This is a genomic window from Collinsella sp. BIOML-A6, assembly GCF_009875845.1.
In the GTDB taxonomy this organism is placed as follows: Bacteria; Actinomycetota; Coriobacteriia; order Coriobacteriales; family Coriobacteriaceae; genus Collinsella; species Collinsella aerofaciens_H.
Genome location: NZ_WWSL01000024.1, coordinates 16,319 through 38,780 on the forward strand (window position 1 = coordinate 16,319; position 22,462 = coordinate 38,780).

Here is a 22,462-nt window from a genome sequence, read left to right on the forward strand (position 1 = left end):
TCGTGACTCCCGCGAGCGCTACCATCAACTGATGGGAAATTAGGCGCCTATCCAGCGCAAAACGTATAAAAGGGGAACATTATGTGCCTTGCCGTTCCCGGTAAAGTGGTCAAACGCGACGACGACCTTAAGGCGACCGTCGACATGATGAGCATCGAGCGCCCCGTTTCGCTGCGCCTCGTGCCGACGGCACGGGTAGGCGACTATATTCTCGTGCACGCCGGCTTTGGCATTCAGATTGTCGACGAGCAGGAAGCCCAAGAGACACTCGAGCTCATCGGTACCATGACCGAGCTGGCCGAAGAGGACCAGCTCGCCACCAACCCGGCCGAGGCATACTAGTGGCGGCGGCGCAGCCGGTTCGCCCCGGTATCGACTTTTCGGCATTTCGCGACCCCAAGCTGGCTCGCGAGCTCATCAATCGTATTCATGAGCTTGTCGGCAACCGCATCATCAACCTTATGGAAGTCTGCGGCACGCATACCGTGAGCATTGGCCGCTATGGCTTTCGCTCCATTATGCCGACGGGACTCAAACTGCTAAGCGGCCCGGGGTGCCCCGTTTGCGTCACCGCCAATCGCGACATCGATCACGCAATCGCGCTTTCCAACATGGACGGCGTCATCACCACCTTTGGCGACATGATGCGCGTGCCCGGATCGTCCACCTCGCTTGCCGCGCAAAAGGCCGCGGGGCGCGACATCCGCATCGTCTACTCTCCGCTCGACGCACTCGACATTGCCGAGCAAAATCCCGAACGTCCGGTCATCTTTATGGGCGTCGGCTTTGAGACCACAACGCCCACCATTGCCGCCGCTATCCTGGAAGCCGACGCGCGCGGGCTCCAGAACTTCTCGGTCTACTGCGCTCACAAGACCACGCCGCCGGCTCTGCGTGCGATCTCCAACGACCCCGAGACGACCATCGACGGCTTTATCCTGCCTGGTCACGTCGCCACCATCACGGGCCTGGCACCCTTTGGGTTTTTGGTCGATGAGTTCGAGACCCCCGGCGTAGTCACCGGGTTTGAGCCGGTCGATATCCTGCAGGGTATCTGCATGCTGGTCCAGATGATTGTCGAGAACAGGCCGGCGATCGACAACGCCTACCGCCGCGGCGTCAATGCAGACGGCAATCCCGTAGCGCGCCAGCTGGTCGAGCAGGTATTTGAGCCGTGCGACGCCACGTGGCGCGGGCTGGGGCCGATCGCCGACTCGGGCCTTTCCATCCGCCCCGAATTCGCGCGCTTTGATGCCGGCACCCGCTTTGACGTACCCGTTGAGGCGACGGTCGAGCCACGCGGGTGCCGCTGCGGCGACGTGCTGCGCGGTGCCATCACGCCGAGCGACTGCCCGCTCTTTGGCCGCACCTGCACGCCCGAGCACCCCGTCGGCCCCTGCATGGTGAGCTCCGAAGGCAGCTGCGCGGCGTACTTTAGATACCGCGACTAGCCCGGACGCATCCGCACGCTGGCACCACCCACGATTGGAGTTTTGGATATGTCCCATAGCATCACCGATAGCACTGTCCTGCTGGGCCACGGCTCCGGCGGCCAGATGATGAAGCGCATTATCGATGAGGTCTTTCTGGATGCCTTTGGGTCGCCCGAGCTGCTTGCGGGCAACGATGCCGGTGTCGCCGCGCTGCCCGCAAGCGGGCGAATCGCCATGTCGACCGACAGCTTTGTGGTGACGCCGCAGTTCTTCCCCGGCGGCAATATCGGCCGCCTCGCCGTATGCGGAACCGTCAACGACGTCGCGACCTCGGGCGCCAACGTGCGCTACCTCTCATGCGGCTTTATCCTCGAAGAGGGCTATCCCATGGACAAGCTGCGCCAGATTGTGCAGACCATGGCCGAAACGGCGCGCGAGGCGGGCGTGTCCATAATCACCGGCGACACCAAGGTGGTCGAGCGTGGCGGCGCCGACGGCGTCTATATCAATACCGCCGGCGTGGGCGAAGTGCCCGCGGGCGTAGCGCTCAGCGGTGCCAACTGCCGGCCCGGCGACGCCATCCTGGTATCGGGCACGCTAGGCGACCACGGCCTCGCCATTATGAGCCAGCGCGAGGGCTTGGCGTTTTCGAGCGACATCGAAAGCGACGCCGCGCCGCTCAACCACCTGATTGCCGACGTGCTCGCCGCCGCACCCGACACCCGCTGCTTCCGCGACCCCACACGCGGCGGCCTGGCATCCACGCTCAACGAGTTTGCCCAGGCCAGCGGCGTTGCCATGGAGATCGACGAGGATGCCGTGCCCGTGCGCCCCGACGCGCAGGCGGCATGTGAGATGCTCGGCTACGATGTACTGCAGGTGGCAAACGAGGGCAAGATGGTGGCCGTGGTGCCGGCCGAGCAGGCCGATGCCGCGCTGGCAGCCATGCGCGCCGCGCGCTACGGCGAGAATGCCGCCATCATCGGTCGCGTGCTGCCGCTTGCCGAAAGCGCTCGACCCGCCGTGCGCGTACGCACCGGCTGGGGATCGACCCGTATCCTCGACATGCTCGTAGGAGAGCAGCTGCCGAGAATTTGCTAGGGCGTAACCGCGCGGTCGACGCGATGTGGCCTGATATCTCTGGAGATGTTCAGATTCCACGCACGCCCAACGCGGAAGCCCAGTATTATGGGGTGCGTTTTGAAACCCAATGACGGGAGCTTTCATGGCAGCAGCTTTTTCCCATGTAATCTTTGACCTGGACGGCACCATCCTCAACACGCTCGAAGACCTGGCGGCCGCCGGCAACCATACCTGCGAGACGCACGGCTGGCCCACGTTTACCGTTGACGAGTACCGCTACAAGGTGGGAAACGGCATGCTCAAGCTGGTCGAGCGCTTTATGCCCGCCGAGTACGCGGGCGACGACCGTATGTTTGAGCAGACGCTTGCCGAGTTTAGGGCCTATTACGGCGAGCACAAGGAAAACCACACCGCCCCCTACGCCGGCACGATTGAGATGCTCGACCGTCTGCGCGCCGCGGGTGTGCAGCTTGCCGTGCTCACCAACAAGGATCATATTTCGGCAGCCCCGCTTATCGAGAAATACTTTGGCCCCGAGCGCTTTGCGCTGGTACAGGGCCGTGTGGACGCATTTCCGCCCAAACCCGAGGCGCCTGTTACGCTGCATGTGATGGAAGGACTGGGCGCCGACTCGGCGACCACGCTCTATGTGGGCGATTCCAATGTCGATATTCTGACCGGCCACAACGCCGGCCTTAAGAGCGCGGGCGTCAGCTGGGGATTCCGTGGCCGCGCAGAGCTGGAGGCCGCCGGCGCCGACTACGTGGTGGACACCCAGGCAGAGCTCGCGACGTTGATCCTGGGCGAGTAACGAAGCTGGCGCTTAACGCGGCTGCGACAATTCTTCTGCGCGGAAAGCGCGTCCCGTTTTGGAGCTCCGGAATGGGATGCGCTTTCCGTTTGTGGCCTGTTGGGGAAACGGCATCCCGTTTCAGAGCGATTTTCCGGGTCGCACTTTCCGCAACCCACCCCATCCGGAAACCGCGACCCATTATTCGCCCAAATACCGGCTCGCATTTTCCCGACCACCCGATGCAGCACTGGCGCAAGGAGTGTCCCCAACTGCCACTTTCAGCAGCGATGGCAACGCCGTTGTTCAAAGAGTGTCCCCAACGACTAGTCGTTTAAGAACGTCCCCAATGACTACGTCGCGGGTAGAGGACGGACAGCGAAAACGCCCCTAAGCGAGCAAGCTGACGTGAAATGAAAGGGCGCTGACCTTCTGGTCGCGCCCTTGAAATTGAACGTCAGATTGCCGCTTAGGGGCGTTTGCAGCGTCGAGCAGTTACGCGGTTTGGCAAAACCGCGTAACCCCCTCCCTAGCTCATCATGGCCTTCATCATCTCGTTGGTTGCGGAATCGTCGGCAGACCACTCGCCATCGTCATTGCAGGAGTACTTGAAGGTGACCGTGGTGTCCTTGGTCTTAGCAGCCTTAGTCACATCGACCATAACCTGACCGGCCATCTTGTACAGCTCGTCATCGGAAGGCATCGAATCGAGCGCGGCGACCTTCTCCTGGTACTGGGTGGCAAAATCCTCAACGATCTGGTTCATGGACTTGCAGGTAATGGTGACCTCGGCAGTTGCGGTGCCCTTGTCCTCGTCGACCGTCACGTCGCCAATCTTGTAGCCAAAGCCCTCGAGATAACTCTTGGCGTACTCCTTGGGATCGATACCCAGCTGCTTGAACTCGTCGCCCGAGGCCTCTTCCAGGCCGGCGAGGAAGTCGTCGCCACCGTTCTTGACCTCGTCAAACTGCGTCGTAAGATCCTCGGTGATGAGCTCCTCAACCGAAGGACCCCCGCAGCCGGAAAGCACAACCACGCACGCGACCAGAACAGCCATCAGGGGCGCAAGCAGCAGCTTCTTTTTCATGACATTCCTCCCAACAAGCGGCGCCACTTTCCCTGCGCAGCGCACGTCGTAACAATAAGGCCATACTAGCCGCTAACGAACACCCCCCGGCAAAGCAAGGGCGCAGTCGGCTCGATTTAACGTCCGAACGGTTTACCGGTCCGCCCAACGCGCAATAAAACGTTCTGCCGCATTGTAATAAAAAAGGGTGGTCGGACAATTCGACCACCCCAAAACACCCTTATGTTGCCGCAGATTACTTGCGGACGACCTTGACGATGGCATCGCCGGCGGCGACAGCGGAGTCAGCCTCGACGGCGAGCTCGACGTCGGCGAACTCGGCAGTGTTGGACACGGCCACGACGACGCAGTCCTTGTAGCCGGCAGCGGCGATCTTGGCGCGGTCGATCTTGAGCATGGGCTGGCCAGCCTTAACGACGTCGTCGGCCTTGACGAAGCCCTCGAAGCCGTCACCGTTCATGTTGACGGTATCGACACCAACGTGCACCAGGACCTCGATGCCGCTATCGGACTGCAGACCCACGGCGTGGCCCATGGTGACGGTCACCTTGCCGTCGCAGGGAGCGTAGACCAGATCGTCCTCGGGCCACACGGCGCAGCCCTTGCCCAGGACCTCGCCACCAAAGACGGGATCGGGCACGTCGGCCATCTTGATGACCTTGCCCTTGACGGGCGAGCATAGCACGTCGGCGCCGGCAGAAGCAGAGATGGAGGCAGGAACTGCAACGGCGGCAGGCTCAGCCTTCTTCTTGAACATATCAAACAGACCCATACGTTTTCTCCTCTTGATTAAGCGCAACGTTATGCGCATGCCTATGGTGATTATAGTGCCAAATGACCAAAATACTCAGGCGGAGGCTCGAATCGCAAGCCCTTCCGAGCCCTTCCCAAAACCTTTTCCCCAGCGGCGCTCATATTGTCGATTAATCCTCAATAAGCCCCAGGTGAACAAAAGTGTTCCAGATGCTGTCGTCATTGACGTCGGTGGTCACGTAATCGGCTGCCGGTTCGGCGTTCGGCAGAACGTCGGAACTCAATCGCCGGAACTCAATTACTCCAAGCCCTCGCTACCGTTGGACTTGATGATCTTCTGGTATGCGAAGAAGCTGTCCTTGCGGCGGCGCTCGTAGGTGCCGGTGCCGTCATCGTACTTATCGACGTGGATGAAGCCGTAGCGCTTGCGCATCTCACCGGTGCCGGCGGAAACCAGGTCGATGGGACCCCACCAGGTGTAGGCAATCAGGTCAACGCCGTCGGCAATGGCCTCGCCCATGGCCTTGATGTGGCTGCGCAAGTAGGCGATACGATACGGGTCGTGGATGGAGCCGTCCTCCTCGACCTCGTCGTAGGCGCCCATGCCGTTCTCGACCACCATCAGCGGAATCTCGTAGCGAGCATAAATCTCGTTGAGGGCGATGCGCAGGCCCAGCGGATCAATCTGCCAGCCCCAGTCGGTGGACTCCAGATAGGGATTCTTGCCGCCAAAGGTCATGTTGCCCTCGGTCATCTCGTGATCCTTGTGGGTGCCCACGGTACCGGACATGTAGTAGCTAAAGGTGTAGAAATCGACCTTGCCATCGGCGATATCCTGCAGGTCGCCATCCTCCATCACAAGCTCAACATCATTCTCGGCCCAGAAGCGCTTGGCATAGAACGGGTACTTGCCTCGCACCTGCACGTCGGAGCAGTACCAGTTCATAGTATTCATCTCCTGCTGCGTGGCAAACACGTCGGCCGGATCGCACGTGGCGGCATAGGAAAGGATGAAGCAGTCCATGTTGCCCATCTTGAACTGCGGGTAGTGCTCGTGGGCGTAGCGCACGACGCGGCCGCTGGCCACGAACTGGTGATGCAGGGCCTGCATACGGGCCTGCGGCGTGGCGTGGACCGCCGAAGCCGGACCCTCAAAGCCCTGGATCATGCTAGTCTCAAAGAGGTTGCCCATGTCCTGGGTGCCGCAGTTGATCTCGTTGAAGGTGAGCCAGAACTTGACCTTGTCCTGATAGCGGTCGAAGACGGTCTGGCAGTACTTCTCAAAGAAGCCGATGAGCTCGCGGCTCGCCCAGCCGTTGTATTTCTCGACCAGATGATAGGGCATCTCGTAGTGCGAAAGAGTCACGAGCGGCTCGATGTTGTGGGCGCGCAGGCAGTCGAAAACGCGATCGTAGAAGGCGAGGCCGGCCTCGTTGGGCTCAGCGTCGTCGCCGTTGGGGAAGATACGGCTCCAAGAGATGGACATGCGGAACATGGTAAAGCCCATCTCGGCGAACAGCGCGATGTCCTCCTCGTAGTGATGGTAGAAGTCGATACCGTCATGATTGGGGTAGAAGCGGTTGGGATCGATGTCGATCGTAATCTGACGCGGCTCCTTGTAGCTGCCGCCCAGGAAGTGGTCGTCGACGGAAGGACCGCGGCCGTCCACGTTCCAAGCGCCCTCAAACTGGTTGGCGGCGGTGGCGCCACCCCAATAGAAACCCTCGGGGAACCTGATGTTTGCCATGAGCATCTCCTTTGCATCGCGGGTCGATAAGCCGAGTATCGCCCGCGCACGGAACGGGCAGGGGCGGGGATGCCAAACCCGACACTTCTTTTCGCCCCCGAACCCTGTTACCGCCTTGTCCCTGACACTTCCTGATACCGACCGAAACGTGCAAAAATAAACCTGTCCCTTTTTGGTAGGTTTGGCAAGTGTGGAAGTTCGCATGGATATCAAACGCAAGATTTCCGAGGCACAAGGCCTCACCCCCACCGAGCAACAACTCGGCATTGCAGCCCTTGCCATGGGCGAAGACGTCCGCGGACTCTCCATTAGGGAATTTGCCGCGCGCGCCAACGTTTCCGTTGCGAGCGTGCACCGTTTTTGCAAAAAGCTCGGCCTCGAGGGATTCAAAGACCTCAAGGTCGAGCTCATCCGCCTGGCAACCGAATCGGGTAATCGGCGCGACGTGGACATCAACTTTCCCTTCGACGCCACGTCCACCCCTGCGCAGGTTATGGAGCGCATGGAGGGGCTCTACCAGACCACGCTGGCCGAAACGCAGGAGCTGCTCGACCCCACGCAGCTTGACCACGCCGCCAAGCTCATCGCGAACGTCCGGCAGGTCGACATCTACACGGGCTCGCATAACCTCTATCCAGCGGGAATGTTCCGCGATCGTCTGCTCTCCGCCGGTAAAAGCGCGACGTGCCACAACGGTGTCGAGGCCCAGGTGCGAACGGCTCTCGCCTCGGGTCCCGACCATGCGGCAATCGTCATCTCCTACAGCGGCCTTGCCCCCAACCTCAAGGACATCTTGCCGATCCTCAGCAGTCGGCATGTCCCGGTCATCGTCATCGGCACGCCTTATTGCGCTCGCATTCACCCCGGCTTTGCCGCCTACCTTACGGTGAGTGACCACGAGAGCATGACGCATCGCATCACGCAGTTCGCCAGCCACATCGCCGTGCAATACGTGCTCGATTCGCTCTACAGCAGCTACTTCGCCAAAGACTACGCCCGCTGCTCCGAGTTCTTAGAGCGCTCATTCCCCTACACCCGCCTCCCCGGGCTCAAGTAGCGACGAGCGTGGATTCTTTGACGCTTATCTAACGAGAGTACGTAGTCATTGGGGACGTTCTTAAACGACTAGTCAAACAAGAACGTCCCCAATGACTACATCAGGAGTGTCCCAAACTGCCGGCAGAAAAGGAACGTCCCCAAGTGCCACCCCTTGCCAGCAACGGGAGTGCCGATGTCTTGGCAACGGCAGCGAAAGCCCGCCAGAGCGAGCAAGGTGCCTTGAAACGAGGCGACATTGACCTTCTGGTCATGCCGCCGAAGTTGAAAGGCAGATTGCCGCCCTGGCGGGCTTGCAGCGTCAACTAGTTACGCGGGTTGGTAAACCCGCGTAACTAGCGAGCTCCGTACTGCTCGTAGTAGGCGTCGATGGCAGCCTTGAGTTCGTCATCGATGACGACTTTGCCGTCGATCTCGTGGTTGTAGAGGGTCTCGACGACCTCGGCCATGGAGACGATGCTCGCGACGGGGAAACCGTACTTGGCCTCGATCTCCTTCTGAGCGGTGGTCACGCCGCCCTTGCCGACCTCCATGCGGTTGAGGGACACGATCAGGCCCTTGATCTCGACATCGGCAGCAGCCTTGACCTTGGGATAGGTCTCGTCGATGGACTTGCCGCTGGTGGTGACGTCCTCGACCATGACCACTCGGTCGCCGTCCTGGGGCTCATAGCCCAGCAGGTTGCCCTTGTCGGCGCCGTGGTCCTTGGCCTCCTTACGGTCGCAGCAGTACTTGACCTCCTTGCCGTACAGCTCGTGGCAGGCAATCGCGGTCACGACGGCCAGGGGAATACCCTTGTAGGCCGGCCCAAACAGCACATCAAAGTCGTCGCCAAAGTTATCGTGGATGGCCTGGGCGTAATACTCGCCCAGCTTCTTGAGCTGATAGCCCGTCACGTAAGCGCCGGCGTTCATAAAGAACGGGGACTGACGGCCGCTCTTGAGCGTAAAGCTGCCGAACTTAAGAACGTCGGACTCGACCATGAACTTGATGAACTCTTGCTTGTAAGCCTCCATGCGGGCTCCTCTCGTAATCGCGTACGTGCCCTCCAGTTTAGCGCAGGTGAAGCGTCGACGCGGGCGCGCTTTGAGGCCACGTCATTCTGTAAAGGCTTTGTCAGGGGCAATGGTTTTCCGAACAATGGGGGTTGACATGGCAAACCCTCTCATCAAGAATACGGGCGGATTAAAAAGGGGTACGAGATACCCAAAGCGCGCTGCGCCCGGCCTTAGGGAGGTGTGCCATGGAAGGCAGTCCTAGTCGAAAAACCTGTATGTCGCCCTCGGCACGCCGCGAGGACTCCGCACACGCATAAACGCCACCGGCAGATCGCCAAAACCACCACAAAGGCGCACTGCACCCTTTGTGGGCTCAAGAGCTTGACGTGAGCGACATCTAGGTTTTTTGAAGCACATACGACACGTACGCTAACTCCCTTCAACAAGGAGGACCCTATGCTGATGCTCAAAACCGCCACGGTTCTCAAAGCCATCTCCAAGCGCCGCCGCACGGCGCGCCCTGCCGCTCATACCGGCCTGTCCAAGAACACCATATTCGCCGCCACCCATAGTGCCGAGGACGCTCTCGTACTGCTTGACGCCACGGCAAACGGCCTCACCGCCGAGCAGGCAACCGAGCGCCTGGACGCCTCCGGCCCCAACACCATCGAGGCACCGACCAAAACGCTCACCCGCCGCATCGCCGACGCGTTCGTCGAGCCCTTCGCCGGCATCCTCGCCGCGCTCGCGCTGGTCTCGCTCTACATCGACGTGCTCTCCGTGCCCGAGCCGCAGCGCGACCCCTCCACGGTCATCATCATCGGCATCATGCTGCTGGTATCGGGCGGCATGAAGTTTATCCAGGAAGCCCGCAGCGGCAATGCGGCCGAGGCCCTCAAGGACCTGGTCTCCAACACTTGCACCGCCCTGCGCGACGGTAAGCGCCTCGAGATCTCCTTCGACGAGCTCGTCCCCGGCGATATGATCCGCCTCTCTGCCGGCGATATGGTGCCGGCAGATGCCCGCATCATCACCGCGCGCGACCTGTTTGTGATCGAGTCCGCACTCACCGGCGAGAGCGAGGCCGTCGAGAAGACCACCGCCGTCACTGTCATCGAGGGTGCCGACGGCTCCGCACTGCCACTCTCTGCCTGCAAGAACATCGTCTTTACCGGTACCTCCGTGCAAAACGGCACCGCTATGGCACTTGTCGTAGCCACCGGCTCGGACACTTACCTGGGCGGCATCGCCAAGATGCTCAACGGGCGCGGCGAGAAGAGCGCGTTTGACCGCGGTGTCTCGAGCGTCTCCATACTGCTTGTGCGCCTCATGCTCGTTATGGCGCCGGCGGTCTTTGCCATCAACGCCGCCACCAAGGGCAACGTCATCGACGCGCTGCTGTTCGCCACGAGCGTGGCCGTGGGCATCACGCCGCAGATGCTTCCCGTCATCGTGACCACGAGCCTGTCGCAGGGCGCCAAGGACCTCGCCCGTCGTCAGGTTATCGTCAAGGAGCTGCCGGCAATCCAAAACCTCGGCGCGATGGACGTCCTGTGCTGCGACAAGACCGGCACCCTCACCGAAGACCGCATCGTGCTCGAGCGCTACCTCAACACCGACGGCAACGAGGACGCACGCGTGCTGCGCCATGCGTTTTTGAACAGCTTCTTCCAGACCGGCCTCAAAAACCTTATTGACCTGGCCGTTATCGACCGTGCCGACGTGACGCCCTCGACCGTCATGCCCGATTCCATGCTGGGACAGAGCCTGCGCGACCGCTATACCAAGGTCGACGAGGTTCCCTTCGATTTTTCGCGCCGTCGCCTGAGCGTAGTTGTCGCCGATGCCCAAGGCAAAACCCAGATGGTCACCAAGGGAGCTGCCGAGGAAACGCTCGATATCTGCTCCTTTGTCGAGGTCGATGGCATCGCCCAGCCGCTCACCGAAGATAAGCTCGCCCAGATTCGCCAGCAGGTCGCTGGGCTCAATGCCGAGGGCCTGCGCGTGATTGCCGTGGCGCAGAAAACCAATCCGCGCTGCGTGGGCGAGTTTGGCATTGCCGACGAATGCGACATGGTGTTGATGGGCTTTTTGGCCTTCCTCGATCCACCCAAAGCAAGTGCCGCGGGCGCCGTCGCCACCCTCGAGGCCAAGGGCGTGGCGGTCAAGGTCCTGACCGGCGACAACGATCGCGTCGCCGCCACCGTCTGCGAGCAGATCGGTATCGACGCGAGCAACGTCTTGCTCGGCTCCGAGATCGATGCACTCGATGACGCCGAGCTTGCCGAGCGCGCCGAGAAAACCCATCTGTTCGCCAAGCTCTCGCCGCTGCAGAAGGCACGCCTGGTGCGCGTCATGCGCGAGCTGCCCGGCCACACCGTGGGCTTTATGGGCGATGGCATCAACGACGCCGCCGCCATGCGTGCGAGCGACTGCGGCATCTCGGTCGATTCTGCCGTCGACATTGCCAAGGAATCCGCCGATATCATCTTGCTCCAGAAGGACCTGGGCGTGCTCGAGCGCGGCATCATCGAAGGCCGCCGCACCTACGGCAACTTGCTCAAGTACCTCAAGACCACGGTGAGCTCCAACTTTGGCAATGTGCTGTCCGTGACCGTCGCGAGCCTGTTCTTGCCGTTTTTGCCCATGAGCGCCCTGCAGCTGGTGCTGCTGTCGCTGGTCTACGAGATCGTGTGCATCGCGCTGCCGTGGGACACCGTCGACGACGACTGGACTGCCCGTCCGCGTGCCTGGGACACTGCGTCCATCAAGGGCTTTATGCTCGAACTGGGCCCCGTGAGTTCGCTGTTTGACATCGTGACCTTCGCCGCGCTCTTCTTTGTGGTGTGCCCCGCCGCCGTGGGCGCAAGCTGGTCCGAGCTTGCCGCCGCGGGCAACGTCGCGGGTATGACGACCTTCGCCGCAATCTTCCAGAGCGGCTGGTTTGTCGAGTCCATGTGGTCGCAGACGCTCGTGATCCACATGCTGCGCTCCCCGCGTCTGCCGAGCCTGCGCGACCACGCCGCGAGCGCCCTGTGCGTTCTCACCGTACTGGGCCTGGCGCTCGTCACTTGGCTGCCGGCAAGCCCCATCGCCGATGCGCTCGGCCTTACGACGCTGCCGGCGAGCTTCTTCGCGCTGCTCATCGGCATCGTCACCGCCTACATCGCGCTCACCCAGCTGGCAAAGCGCCGCTACATTGCCCGCCACGGCGAGCTGCTGTAGCAAGTAGACGGAAAACACCCTGCCAGCTGCCGTTGCCACTGTCACAGCTGCCAACGCCTCTGCCGCCGCCGCAGTCTATCCCCTCGGCAGTTGCGGTGACATAGTTCCTGTTTAAAGTCCCGCGACTTTGATTTAGGGACTATTCCACCGCAACTTATTGGGGGATTAGCTAGTCTTGAGGCGTCCAGGACCAGAAGAAGTGGATAAGGGCCACACGCGAGACGGTACCGGTCTTTTTGTTGATTGAGGAAATGTGGCGGTAGAGCGTGGAGCGCGAAAGGAAGAACGTTGTGGCGATGTCCTGAACGCTCTGGTCCGAAACAACCAAAACCTCAAGAATATCGCACTCGCGCCCTGTAAGCCCAAAGGTGGCGACGAAGGCATCGAGGCGCTCATCGGGCGTGAGCTCCGCTGCCTCCACGGGCGCGGGGTCGGAGCATGTGGGCGCAAAATCCCCACCAAGATCGTCGGTACCAAACGCCAGCCCGTCCTGCATCACGACATCATCGGCTCGTCGCCCCAACTGTCCCAGTAGCGTAATCACAATACCCACAAACATCACGAGCACCGCGCCGACTGCCGCCAGCACGTTTTGACTCGAGATGATCGCCACTGCCGGCGCCGTCACGAGCATCGAGCACACGTTGTTGACGACGCGACCCATGCACGGCCAAAAATATGACCAGCGCGCATAGGGCGAGATGGCGGCGAATTTTGTGGTAAAGAACACCACAAAGAAGCCCGAGCCCAAATAAAAGATGATCGTGGCAGCAAGCTCGTTGCCGCCGTTGCCATCGATGATGAGCACAAGGAACGAAAGCGTGGACAGCATGGCGGCACATGTCATTCCGATATTCATATACGAGCGGCCGCGCAGGTCAAATAGGGCACCAGCGGCCAACGAGCTCACGACAAGCAGCAGGCGCGGCCAGTCACCCAAATCAACGGCTCCGATAGCATGCAAGGTTGTGAGACCCGCATTGAGAGCGGCGAATATGCCGGAAAGATACGCTGTCGCCACGATCAAGCGAGCTACGGTGCGGCGGAATGCCTCCTTTGCCTCGGGATCATCTTGCCACTTGGCACCATAATCCAAAGCATCTACCGAAAGCCCGGCAACACTGGGTTCAAAGTTGGGATCGGACTCGTCGCGCAGCTTGGCACGTCGGGCACCGTGGAGCAACGCCACCTGCGCGATCGTACAGACGACCAGAACAGCCTGCTGGGAAATGCCGACAGGCATCACGAGCAGCCGCTTAATTGCCTGCAAATCTATTCTATTAGAGAACCAGCCCCAATATCGAACCCACCCTCGAAATGCTCCAAATTCGACCCCAGCCGTCCACGTCGTAGGCGCCCTCGCACTGGTTGGCAGCCGTCGCGCCGCCCCGTCTGACACTTTTTGATACCCGCCTGCCCAAACCACCACAATGGGGACAGGCACCTTTGCGGCGGATTGGGCACGGTTTGTCTCGATCTGTAACAGTTAGGCAGCCAAAACCGGGCCTGGTGTTACAGATCGAGATCATTCGGGCACCCCCTTCAGTTTGTCTAAATCTGTAACAGGTAGAGACGATTTAGCCCGCTAGATGTTACAGATTGAGATGGAAGATTCTAGTCGCAGGTGATGTCGAGATTTTTGCCGATGAAGTCTACGTGACCGCCTTCGCTCAACAACTCATTTGACTGAATAGGGAAAAAAGGAAAAAATAGGAAAAAAAGGAAAGGAGACTTATGACTGAACCCATCTTCTCCCCCTCATTTGGAAATCGCCCCTCTTATCTAGTCGGGCGCGAAACGGTAATTTCGACATTCATATCCGGCCTTGAGCAGGAGCCGGGCAATCGCGACCGAGCCATGCTCATGCTCGGCCAGCGAGGCAGCGGCAAGACAGTTCTTCTGTGGGAACTTGCCGATCGCGCACGCAAGCTCGGCTTCGTTGTCGCCACGCCTACCGTGGCCTCCGAGGATATGCTCGAGCGCATTGTTGAGAAAATCCAAGAGGCAGGCGAGCCTTACGTCAACAAACGCTGTCTTCCCAAATTCACGGGTGGCAGCCTGAGTGTTTTTGGGTTCTCGGCAGGCCTCGAGTTCACACGAGACGTGCAGGAGACCAAGAGTTTTCAGTTCAAACTCACGCAGCTGGCGCGCAAACTGACCGAGCAGGGACACGGCATCCTCATCCTCATCGACGAGCTCCAGGCAAATTCGCCTGAGATTAGACAGCTCGTCACCGCCTATCAAGAACTGGTCGGCGAACGACTCAACGTCGCACTCGTCATGGCGGGCCTTCCGGGAGCCGTCTGCGCAACACTCAATGACCGCGTGCTGACGTTTCTCAACCGCGCTCGCAAGGTCACGCTCGAACCGCTTTCGGTCGGAGATGTCGACGCCTATTACCAGCGGGCTTTCGAAGAGCTCTGCCTTGATATTCCAAGCCATCTTCGCCTCTGTGCCGCTCGCGCGACCCAAGGCTCACCCTATATGCTGCAGCTCATCGGCTATAACATCGCCAATCGCTGCAAGGCTGGAGAACGTGCAGCGCGCGAGCAAATCGACGGAGCCATCGAAGCGTCGAAGGTCGATTTCGAAAACGATGTCTGCGAAACGACGCTCGCCGCGTTATCGGACCAAGACGTCGCGTTTCTCTCCGCAATGACTGATGACGAAGACGCCGTGTCTCGCATTTCTGATGTTGCGAAGCGCATGTCAGTCACACCCGACTATGCGCAAAAGTATCGCCGGCGCCTCATCGACGCCGGCGTAATCGAACAGGCGCGCCGCGGTTACGTGCGTTTCGCTGTTCCATATATGGCTGACTATCTGCGCAGCCAGCTCTAGGCAGCCACCACAATGGGGACAGGCACCTTTGTGGTGGTTTGGTCCCGTTTTGTCTCGATCTGTAACAGTTGGGCAGCCAAAACCGGGCCCGGTGTTACAGATCGAGATTTTTCGGGCAGTCCCCTCAGTTTGTCTAAATCTGTAACAGGTAGAGACGATTTGGCCCGCTAGATGTTACAGATTGAGACGTAAGATTCTAGTCGCAGGTGATATCGATATTTTTGCCGATGAGACCTACGTAGCCACCCTCGGCAGCCTTGGGGCTGTCAGCATGGCAGAGAACCCACTTGTCGGCCTTCCAGTAGCAGTAGCTGTCACCGGCGGCAGGCATGTCGGCTGCAGCCTCGGGGCGCGGGCCATTGGTGCCCGCCGGCAGCGCCACCATCACCTGGAAGCCGCCGTCGTCGACCATGCACGGCGTGTAGTGGAGCGTGGTGTTGAAGACTTCGACGACCGTACCCGCCGGCACGCGGAACGCCTTGACGCACGCGGTGTCGAGCTTGCCGCCCTCGATCTCCCAGCGATGTGCCACGAGCAGGATAAAGTCACGGGCGCCCAGGTTAAATTCGCTGGCGCGGTGATACTCCAGGCAGTTGAGACGCGTGTTGTGGCCGTTGCACCAGCCGAGCTGGAAGGGACGGCCGCCAAACATGAGAAAGCCCAGTTTATCGGCATCCTTGACGCCCTCGAGCTCCGGCGCACTTGCTACGTACTTGCTGCCTTCGGGGATGGGCGTGGCAGAGAGCGCCTCGAGCACGGGCGACGTGAGCTCGGACGGAACGTTATCCCAAACGTTGCCATAGGATTTGAACTCGGGATCGTTGACAGAGTAGATATACATGTTCACTCCTGTTCGTTTATGTGACAGTACGAACATTCTAGAACAAACATGAGCGATTTTGAACGCTCATCCCGACCACTCAACAAAAAGGCGCCCCCGCCTAAGCGAAGGCGCCCAATGCGCGCGTTTTGGACGGTAAAGCCCTTACGCCTGCTGATAGTGCAGGTGCTTCTCGTCGATATCGGCCAGGTCGCGGTCGAGGTAACGGCGCGCGAGCCAGTTTGCCATGGGGAGGTTCTGGTCCAGGTAGTTGCCGCACTCCTCGGGAGCGGCTCCGGGGACATCGCCCTTAAAGCCAGCGACAAACTCGAACAGCTCGCGCACGAGCGGCAGAATCTCCTCGCTCGTCAGCTCACCAAAGACAACCAGGTAAAAGCCCGTGCGGCAGCCCATGGGGCCAAAGTAGACAATGCGGCTCGACCACTCGGCATGATTGCGAAGGAACGTGGCACCCAGGTGCTCGATGGTGTGGCACTCGGCCGTGTTCATGACCGGCTCCTTATTTGGCGTGGTCAGGCGCAGGTCAAAGGTGGTGACGGCAGCGCCGGTCGCCGGATCGCGGTCGATGCGGCTCACGTACACGCCGGGCTCAAGCAGCAGATGGTCAACGGAAAAGCTCGCGATACGCTCCATGGCAGGTCCTCTCGGTAGTCAATTTGGGACGGGGCTCTTGTAGCTGGTTCGAATGGTCGCACCAATCATACCAGTCAAAAAAGCCCCGTCCCAAATGAGCTGCCTAGGACGGGGATCAATGAGTTTTTAATCCCCGTCCCAGAAGAATCATTCTAGGTAATCCAGAAGGACTTTTTGGATGGCGCTATATTTGCCGTCCTGCGGCCCGGCGTTGCCTTCGCCTAGATTTCGCGCACGCTTTGGCGCTCGACAAAATAGGTCGACACGGCAGTCTTGCAGGTGTAGCTCTTGGGGTTGCGGATGTTGCCCACCAGGCGGCGCACCGCGATCTCGCCCACCTCGTGCTTGGGGACGTGCACCGTGGTGAGCGGCGGGTTGGAGAAAGCGCCCAAAGACAGATCGTCAAAGCCGATGATCGAGACATCGTCGGGCACACGTATGCCGTGCTCGTTGAGCGCGCGCATGGCACCTACGGCGAGCACGTCGTTCTCGGCAAAGAAAGCCGTCGGCAGGTCGTCGCGCGAGACGCCGTCGAGCCACGCGCCCATATCGCGATAGGCGCCTTCGAGCGTGGTGCCCAGCGTGACGCGCCATGCCGGATTGGCCTCGAGGCCCGCGTCCTCGAGCGCTTGCCGATAGCCGCGCTCGCGGTCCTTAAAGTTGCGAATGCGAAGGTCGCCTGCCAGATAGCCGATCTGCTTGTGGCCTTTCTCGATAAGGTAATCCACGGCACGCAGCACCGAGTCGGTATTGGCAATGACCACAGCGTCGAAATACTGACGATCGCTCCAGCCATCGAGCACAATCAGGTGGGCGGCGGCGTTAGCGAACAGGGCGTAGTCCTCCTCGCCCAACTCCGTACCCATTAGCACAATGGCGGCGGACGGATCGGCGATCAGGCCCTCGACCTGCGGGCGAACGGCGTCCAGGTCGCTAAAGTCGAGCGAGACAAAGCTCGTGCTCATGCCGTGGCGACGCGCCTGACGCTCCACGCCCTCAATAACCGCGGGATGGAAGGTGCTCTCGTCCAGGATGGCGCCCGTCTTGCGCGCAAGCACGAACTGGATGCTCTCGAGCTGCGTCGACTGCTGGTAGCCGAGCGACTGCGCGCACTCCAGGATGACCTTGGCGGTCTCCTCGCTCACGCTGCGCTTGCGGTTGAGCGCGTTGGACACGGTCGCAGGCGAAAAACCGGTGATGCGGCTGATCTCGCGAACACTTGCTTTAGCCATTGTTCCCCCTAGTAACGGTCGCGGTCGAGCATCGTGGCCTGACCGCCCCGTGACTCGACAACTAAACGACCGCAAATTCAATCTAAACAGAATAGTAAATGTTTAATATCTAGTTTATCCTGTTGTCAAGCAAAGTGGTGCAACTATTCCCCCAACGGGCACATTTACTCGGTAGCTAAAAAAGCCCCGTCCCAAATTGACTACTTGGGGCGGGGCGCAGGAATCGTTTAGCCCAGGACGCGGGCCATACGCGCCTTGAACTCGGACAGGAAACGTGGAGCATCCACAGTCAGCGCCACGAGCGCGCTCTTGTCCGGATCGGACAGACGGTGCTCGTCGCAGATGGTGCGGCCGCGATACTCGCCCAGCAAGTCAACACGCAGGTTGCAGCCGAGCGCACCCACGAGCGTGGGATCAATCGCCACGGCGACGGCAAGCGGATCGTGCAGCGCGCAGCCACCCAGGTAGGGGGCGTTCATCTCATACGAGCCAATGTAGTGCTCCACCATGCTCGCAAACGCGCAACCAGCCATGGTGCCCGAGCCCGTCCAGCCGGCAATGTCGCGACGCGTGAGCACCACGCGATGCGTCACATCCAGACCCACCATAGTGAGCTTGCGGCCCGAACGCAGCACGGCATCGGCCGCCTCGGGATCACCTGCCATGTTGGCCTCGGCGCCCGCACTCACGTTTCCGGGCACGGTAAGCGCACCGCCCATCACGACCTCGCGGCCGATAGACATCATCGCCGCCGCATCGCGCTCCAGGGCAAGTGCCAGGTTGGAGAGCGGACCGGTCGCCACGTAGATCAGATCGGGTCCATAGGTGCGCGCGGCATCAATCAGGTAATCGACCGCCGCGTTACCGTCGGCCGACGTCGCCCCCACCGGCTCGTACGGCGACGCGGGCACGCTTGCCCCGCCAATGCCGTTCTTACCGTGGATGAGCGTGGTAGACGCCGGCGGTGTATAGGGCTCAGTCGCCTTAATGGGACGATCGGCGCCCAGGTACACCGGAACCTCGGGGCGACCCAGCAGATCGAGCACCGCCAGGCAGTTGTGCGCCGATTGCTCAACGCGCACGTTGCCAAAGCACGTGGTGATGCCCACGAGCTCCACCTCGGGGCTCGCGATGGCATAGGCCAGCGCCATCGCATCGTCCACGCCCATATCCAGATCAAGGATCAGCTTCTTGGTTGCCATTGTTCTACTCCGCTTCTCCGTCTTTATCGTTTAACAAAACCAATGTTCAACTTCGGCGCGCGTGGGAATCGATTGCTGAGCGCCCAGGCGCGACACCGTCACTGCCGAGGCGCGAGCACCCGCGGCCATGCACTCAAAGAGCGGCAGGCCCTCTAGACGAGCCGCCGCCAACGCGCCGATAAACGTATCGCCGGCGGCCGTGGTATCGACTACCGTGCTCGAAAGCGCCGGCATGCGCAGCAGCTCACCGCCATCGCCGAGCGTAACCGAGCCGGCGCCGCCCAGCGTGATGACCGCAGCTCCGGCACCCTTGGCGAGCAAGGCATTGAGCGCCGCGACGCAGCTCGCATCATCCCCGGGCAAGATGCCCGTCAGCGCCTGGCACTCAGTCTCGTTGGGACAGACCAGGTCGACCGCAGGCCAGACCTCCGCAGGCAACTCACAGGCAGGAGCTGGATTAAAGACCGTATAGAACCCCAGCTCGTGAGCGCAAGAGAGCGCCGTGGCCGTTGCCATCAGGTCACATTCGCCCTGGGCGATAAAGACGCTTCCGGCAGCCGGGGCAATATCGCTGGCGTCGCCATCGAGCTCATCGGCCACCAGACGTCTCAGCGCGCAGGCAACGTCCTCGCCCGCAAGCGCATGGTTGGCGCCCGGTGACAGCACGATGCGGTTGTCGCCCTCGCAGCGAATGATGGTCGCCGTTCCCGTCTCCACGTCATCGCGACGTGCCACAAAGTCACAGTCCGCGCCAGCATCTTGGAGCCCTGCCACGAGCGCATCGCCAAACGCATCGCGACCGACCGCGCCAATCATGCACGTGCGCGCGCCCATGCGCGCGGCGGCGACGGCCTGGTTAGCGCCCTTGCCACCGGCGTTGGTGATAAAACCGCTGCCGCCGACGGTCTCGCCCGCGCGCGGCATGCGCTCGCACGCCACCGAAAGGTCCATGTTCATACTGCCGAACACCGCAACGATGCCGCGATCCGCCATGGAAACCTCCTCGTCTGCGGGCCTTACGCCCACCGTCGGCCGTCGATCGTGCGCCCTCGCACCCCTATAACTTTAGTTCACTTTGATGTGAACGCGCGCTTGAGGTTGCGCCAGCAGCAAGCATTCACAGGAGCAGGCAGCTACAATGAATATGTGCTGATTATTCTCGTCATTGGATGATGTTTTATGGAACAACTCCCACAATCGAGCCCACGCGGCCCGCGCCGCGCGCCCGATAACCGGTCGGCGCACGAACGCCCGCGCGCCGACCGCCGCACCGGCGAGTCGCGACGCGGCCCGAGCCCGCATCGAACGCCCACCAACAAGGGCGCCCATACAGCCAAGACCAACACCGGCACCACACGCTCGTCCGTTGCCTACCAGCAGGCGCCCGCTCGTCCCAAGTCCCGCTACATTCCTGCGCTCGACGGTCTGCGCACGCTCGCCGTCGTCGCGGTGGTGCTCTATCACCTCAACCTCACGTGGGCTCAGGGCGGCCTGCTCGGCGTCACGATCTTCTTTGTGCTTTCGGGCTATCTGATCACGCGCTTGCTGCTCAACGAAGTCGCTAAGACCGGCCGCATCGACCTTAAGAGCTTCTGGATTCGCCGCATTCGCCGCCTATTCCCCGCCGTGGTAACCGTTGTGGTGGTGACTTGCGCTTTGTGCACCATCTTTAATCACGTGATGCTCACCAAGATGCGCCCCGACATCCTGCCGTCGCTGTTGTTCTTCAACAACTGGTGGCAGATTGCCCAAAACGTCTCGTACTTCAATGCTCTGGGCGACCCCTCGCCGCTCACGCACTTTTGGTCGCTCGCCATCGAGGAACAGTTCTACCTGATTTGGCCGCCACTGCTGTTTGCCATGGTATCCATGCATGTGAGCAAGCCCAACACGCGCCGCGTGGTTCTGGGCCTTTCCGCGGTATCTGCCCTCGCCATGATGATGCTTTACAACCCTGCCGCCGACCCCAGCCGCGTGTACTACGGCACCGACACCCGCGTGTTCTCGCTGCTGCTGGGTGCCTGGATGGCCTTTATCCCCGATCGCGACCTGGCGCCGGTGCGTCTCGCCCATCGCCTAGGACTCGGCCGCCTAGTTCGTGCTGCCAAGCGCGGCAAGCTCGACAAGAACGCCAAGGGCGGGCATGACGAGAAGACCGACCCCGCAGCCGATACCGCCCCGGCACAGCCGAGCGCCCTCGTGCGCTTTTGGTCCTCGCCCGCATCCATCGACGTGTTGGGCGTCGTAGGCCTGGTTGGCCTTGCCGCCATGGTCGCGCTCACCAACGGCTACACCGCGTTCCAGTATCGCGGCGGCACGCTGTTATGCTCCATCCTCACGCTCATGGTCATCGCGGCCTGCGTGCAGCCCCAGGGAATGGTTGCCCGTGTGCTGTCCGCCGAGCCACTCGTGTGGGTTGGCAAGCGCTCGTACAGCATCTACCTATGGCACTATCCGCTGCTGCTGCTTATGAACCCGGTCGCCAACATCAACGATACGCCCTGGTGGCAGTACATTTTGCAGGTGCTGCTGGTGGTCGCCGTAGCAGAGTGCTGCTATCGCTTTATCGAGACGCCGTTTAGAAAGGGCGCCTTTGGGCGCACCGTATCCGAGTTCCGCGACGGCACCGCCACGCCCGCCAACTGGGCACGCGCGCACGTCCCTGTCTGCGCAGCCTACACTGTCGTGTTGGTCGTTGCACTGGGCGGCCTGATCTTTGTGCCGGAGACCTCTGCACTGAGCGGTGAGGGCGCCGAAGTCCTCAACAAGGAAGCCAAAAACACCGCGCCCACCGACCAGCAGGCGGCCGACGGCACCGACAAGGACAACGACGGCTTCCCCGATGGCTCCTACGACCTGTTGATGATCGGCGACTCCGTGTCGCTGCGCGCCGTTGATTCCTTTGACGGCGTGTTCCCGCACAGCCACATCGATGCCGAAAAGGGCCGCCAGTTCGATGCGGGCCGTGCGACATTTGAGGGTTATCTCCAACAGAACCTTGCCGGCAAGATCGTGGTCTTTGCGCTGGGCACCAACGGCTTGGTAACCGACGACCAGATCGACGCCATCATGGCCGATGCAGGAGATAAGCGTATTGTGGTGTTTGTGAACACGCGCAGCCCGCAGCCGTGGGTTGGCTCTACCAACCAGGCCATCGCCAACGCCGCTACGCGCTACAAGAACGTGCGCGTTGTCGACTGGTACGGATACAGTGCCAACCGCAACGACCTGTTCGACGGCGACGGCACGCACCTGTCGGCCACCGGCGTAACCGAGTACCTCAACCTCATCCACGATGCGGTCAAAAAAGACCTGCCCGTGCATCCCGAGGACCACGTCAACGATCCGCAGCCGGCAGCTGTCAAGTCCGCCGCCGACGCACTCGTCAATGCCCTCGCCTATAAGCCACACAAGCTGGGCACCGACAAGTAACGCACAGCCAAATCTGCTTACACCCGCAGGGGGGTGTTCCTATAGTTTTGTCAACTGGGAAATGCTCTCCGTGCGACAGAATCGCGGCATGCTGACGCCAAGCCATTAG

General features: G+C 61.0%; 18 protein-coding genes. 8 read left to right on the plus strand and 10 right to left on the minus strand.

Annotation, left to right across the window (positions count from 1 at the left end; translation table 11 throughout):
* The first annotated feature begins 81 nt into the window (after nt 1-81).
* The 4 genes from GT495_RS08365 to GT495_RS08380 all read left to right on the plus strand — a co-directional run bounded on the left by GT495_RS08365 (nt 82) and on the right by GT495_RS08380 (nt 3,327).
* A complete protein-coding gene (locus GT495_RS08365) occupies nt 82-342 on the plus strand; it encodes a HypC/HybG/HupF family hydrogenase formation chaperone (RefSeq protein WP_161162284.1) in 261 nt (86 codons plus the stop codon).
* On the plus strand, nt 342-1,451 hold the full coding sequence (hypD, locus tag GT495_RS08370; RefSeq protein WP_161162285.1) for a hydrogenase formation protein HypD: 1,110 nt from the start codon (nt 342-344) through the stop codon (nt 1,449-1,451). Before GT495_RS08365 ends, hypD begins: the two co-directional genes overlap by 1 nt.
* Nucleotides 1,452-1,499: 48 nt before the next feature.
* A complete protein-coding gene (hypE, locus tag GT495_RS08375; RefSeq protein WP_161162286.1) occupies nt 1,500-2,534 on the plus strand; it encodes a hydrogenase expression/formation protein HypE in 1,035 nt (344 codons plus the stop codon).
* Between the two features lie 124 nt (nt 2,535-2,658).
* Nucleotides 2,659-3,327, plus strand: a complete 669-nt coding sequence (locus GT495_RS08380) for an HAD family hydrolase (protein ID WP_240128155.1) — start codon at nt 2,659-2,661, stop codon at nt 3,325-3,327.
* A gap of 508 nt (nt 3,328-3,835) precedes the next feature.
* Here GT495_RS08380 and GT495_RS08385 read toward each other — a convergent pair.
* From GT495_RS08385 to GT495_RS08395, 3 genes are all read right to left on the minus strand, one after another.
* Complete coding sequence (locus tag GT495_RS08385) at nt 3,836-4,393, minus strand: hypothetical protein (RefSeq protein WP_152074535.1); 558 nt, start codon at nt 4,391-4,393, stop codon at nt 3,836-3,838.
* A 235-nt stretch (nt 4,394-4,628) separates the two neighbouring features.
* Nucleotides 4,629-5,165, minus strand: coding sequence for a PTS glucose transporter subunit IIA (locus GT495_RS08390; protein WP_161162288.1), 537 nt, complete (start codon nt 5,163-5,165; stop codon nt 4,629-4,631).
* Between the two features lie 279 nt (nt 5,166-5,444).
* Nucleotides 5,445-6,893, minus strand: a complete 1,449-nt coding sequence (locus tag GT495_RS08395) for a glycoside hydrolase family 1 protein (protein ID WP_156063853.1) — start codon at nt 6,891-6,893, stop codon at nt 5,445-5,447.
* A gap of 202 nt (nt 6,894-7,095) precedes the next feature.
* Here GT495_RS08395 and GT495_RS08400 point away from each other — a divergent pair, with 202 nt between their 5' ends.
* Nucleotides 7,096-7,950: a MurR/RpiR family transcriptional regulator gene (locus tag GT495_RS08400; RefSeq protein WP_161162289.1), complete on the plus strand. Its 855-nt coding sequence runs from the start codon at nt 7,096-7,098 to the stop codon at nt 7,948-7,950.
* Between the two features lie 334 nt (nt 7,951-8,284).
* Here GT495_RS08400 and pyrE read toward each other — a convergent pair whose 3' ends face one another.
* Nucleotides 8,285-8,965 carry an orotate phosphoribosyltransferase gene (gene pyrE, locus GT495_RS08405; protein WP_161162290.1) on the minus strand — a complete coding sequence of 227 codons (681 nt, stop codon included), beginning with the start codon at nt 8,963-8,965 and terminating at the stop codon, nt 8,285-8,287.
* A 438-nt stretch (nt 8,966-9,403) separates the two neighbouring features.
* Between pyrE and mgtA the strand changes: the two genes are divergently transcribed.
* Nucleotides 9,404-12,172 carry a magnesium-translocating P-type ATPase gene (gene mgtA, locus GT495_RS08410; protein ID WP_161162291.1) on the plus strand — a complete coding sequence of 923 codons (2,769 nt, stop codon included), beginning with the start codon at nt 9,404-9,406 and terminating at the stop codon, nt 12,170-12,172.
* Nucleotides 12,173-12,341: 169 nt separating this feature from the next.
* On the opposite strand, the gene GT495_RS08415 is transcribed toward mgtA, so the two are convergent.
* Entirely contained in the window at nt 12,342-13,442 is a 1,101-nt protein-coding gene (locus GT495_RS08415; RefSeq protein ID WP_161162292.1) for a helix-turn-helix domain-containing protein, read from the minus strand.
* Between the two features lie 464 nt (nt 13,443-13,906).
* Between GT495_RS08415 and GT495_RS08420 the strand changes: the two genes are divergently transcribed.
* A complete protein-coding gene (locus tag GT495_RS08420) occupies nt 13,907-15,013 on the plus strand; it encodes an ATP-binding protein (protein ID WP_161162293.1) in 1,107 nt (368 codons plus the stop codon).
* Nucleotides 15,014-15,209: 196 nt separating this feature from the next.
* Here the strand turns inward: GT495_RS08420 and GT495_RS08425 are convergent, their stop codons facing one another.
* The 5 genes from GT495_RS08425 to GT495_RS08445 all read right to left on the minus strand — a co-directional run bounded on the left by GT495_RS08425 (nt 15,210) and on the right by GT495_RS08445 (nt 19,914).
* Nucleotides 15,210-15,854, minus strand: coding sequence for a DUF4867 family protein (locus tag GT495_RS08425; RefSeq protein ID WP_161162294.1), 645 nt, complete (start codon nt 15,852-15,854; stop codon nt 15,210-15,212).
* A 144-nt stretch (nt 15,855-15,998) separates the two neighbouring features.
* Nucleotides 15,999-16,487 carry an S-ribosylhomocysteine lyase gene (locus GT495_RS08430; RefSeq protein ID WP_161162295.1) on the minus strand — a complete coding sequence of 163 codons (489 nt, stop codon included), beginning with the start codon at nt 16,485-16,487 and terminating at the stop codon, nt 15,999-16,001.
* 221 nt (nt 16,488-16,708) lie between these two features.
* Nucleotides 16,709-17,719 carry a LacI family DNA-binding transcriptional regulator gene (locus tag GT495_RS08435; RefSeq protein ID WP_117637179.1) on the minus strand — a complete coding sequence of 337 codons (1,011 nt, stop codon included), beginning with the start codon at nt 17,717-17,719 and terminating at the stop codon, nt 16,709-16,711.
* 227 nt (nt 17,720-17,946) lie between these two features.
* Nucleotides 17,947-18,921, minus strand: coding sequence for a nucleoside hydrolase (locus tag GT495_RS08440; protein WP_161162296.1), 975 nt, complete (start codon nt 18,919-18,921; stop codon nt 17,947-17,949).
* Nucleotides 18,922-18,951: 30 nt separating this feature from the next.
* Nucleotides 18,952-19,914 carry a ribokinase gene (locus tag GT495_RS08445; protein ID WP_161162297.1) on the minus strand — a complete coding sequence of 321 codons (963 nt, stop codon included), beginning with the start codon at nt 19,912-19,914 and terminating at the stop codon, nt 18,952-18,954.
* 186 nt (nt 19,915-20,100) lie between these two features.
* On the opposite strand from GT495_RS08445, the gene GT495_RS08450 reads away from it, so the two are divergent.
* Nucleotides 20,101-22,353 carry an acyltransferase family protein gene (locus GT495_RS08450; RefSeq protein ID WP_161162298.1) on the plus strand — a complete coding sequence of 751 codons (2,253 nt, stop codon included), beginning with the start codon at nt 20,101-20,103 and terminating at the stop codon, nt 22,351-22,353.
* The last annotated feature ends 109 nt before the right edge of the window (nt 22,354-22,462 follow it).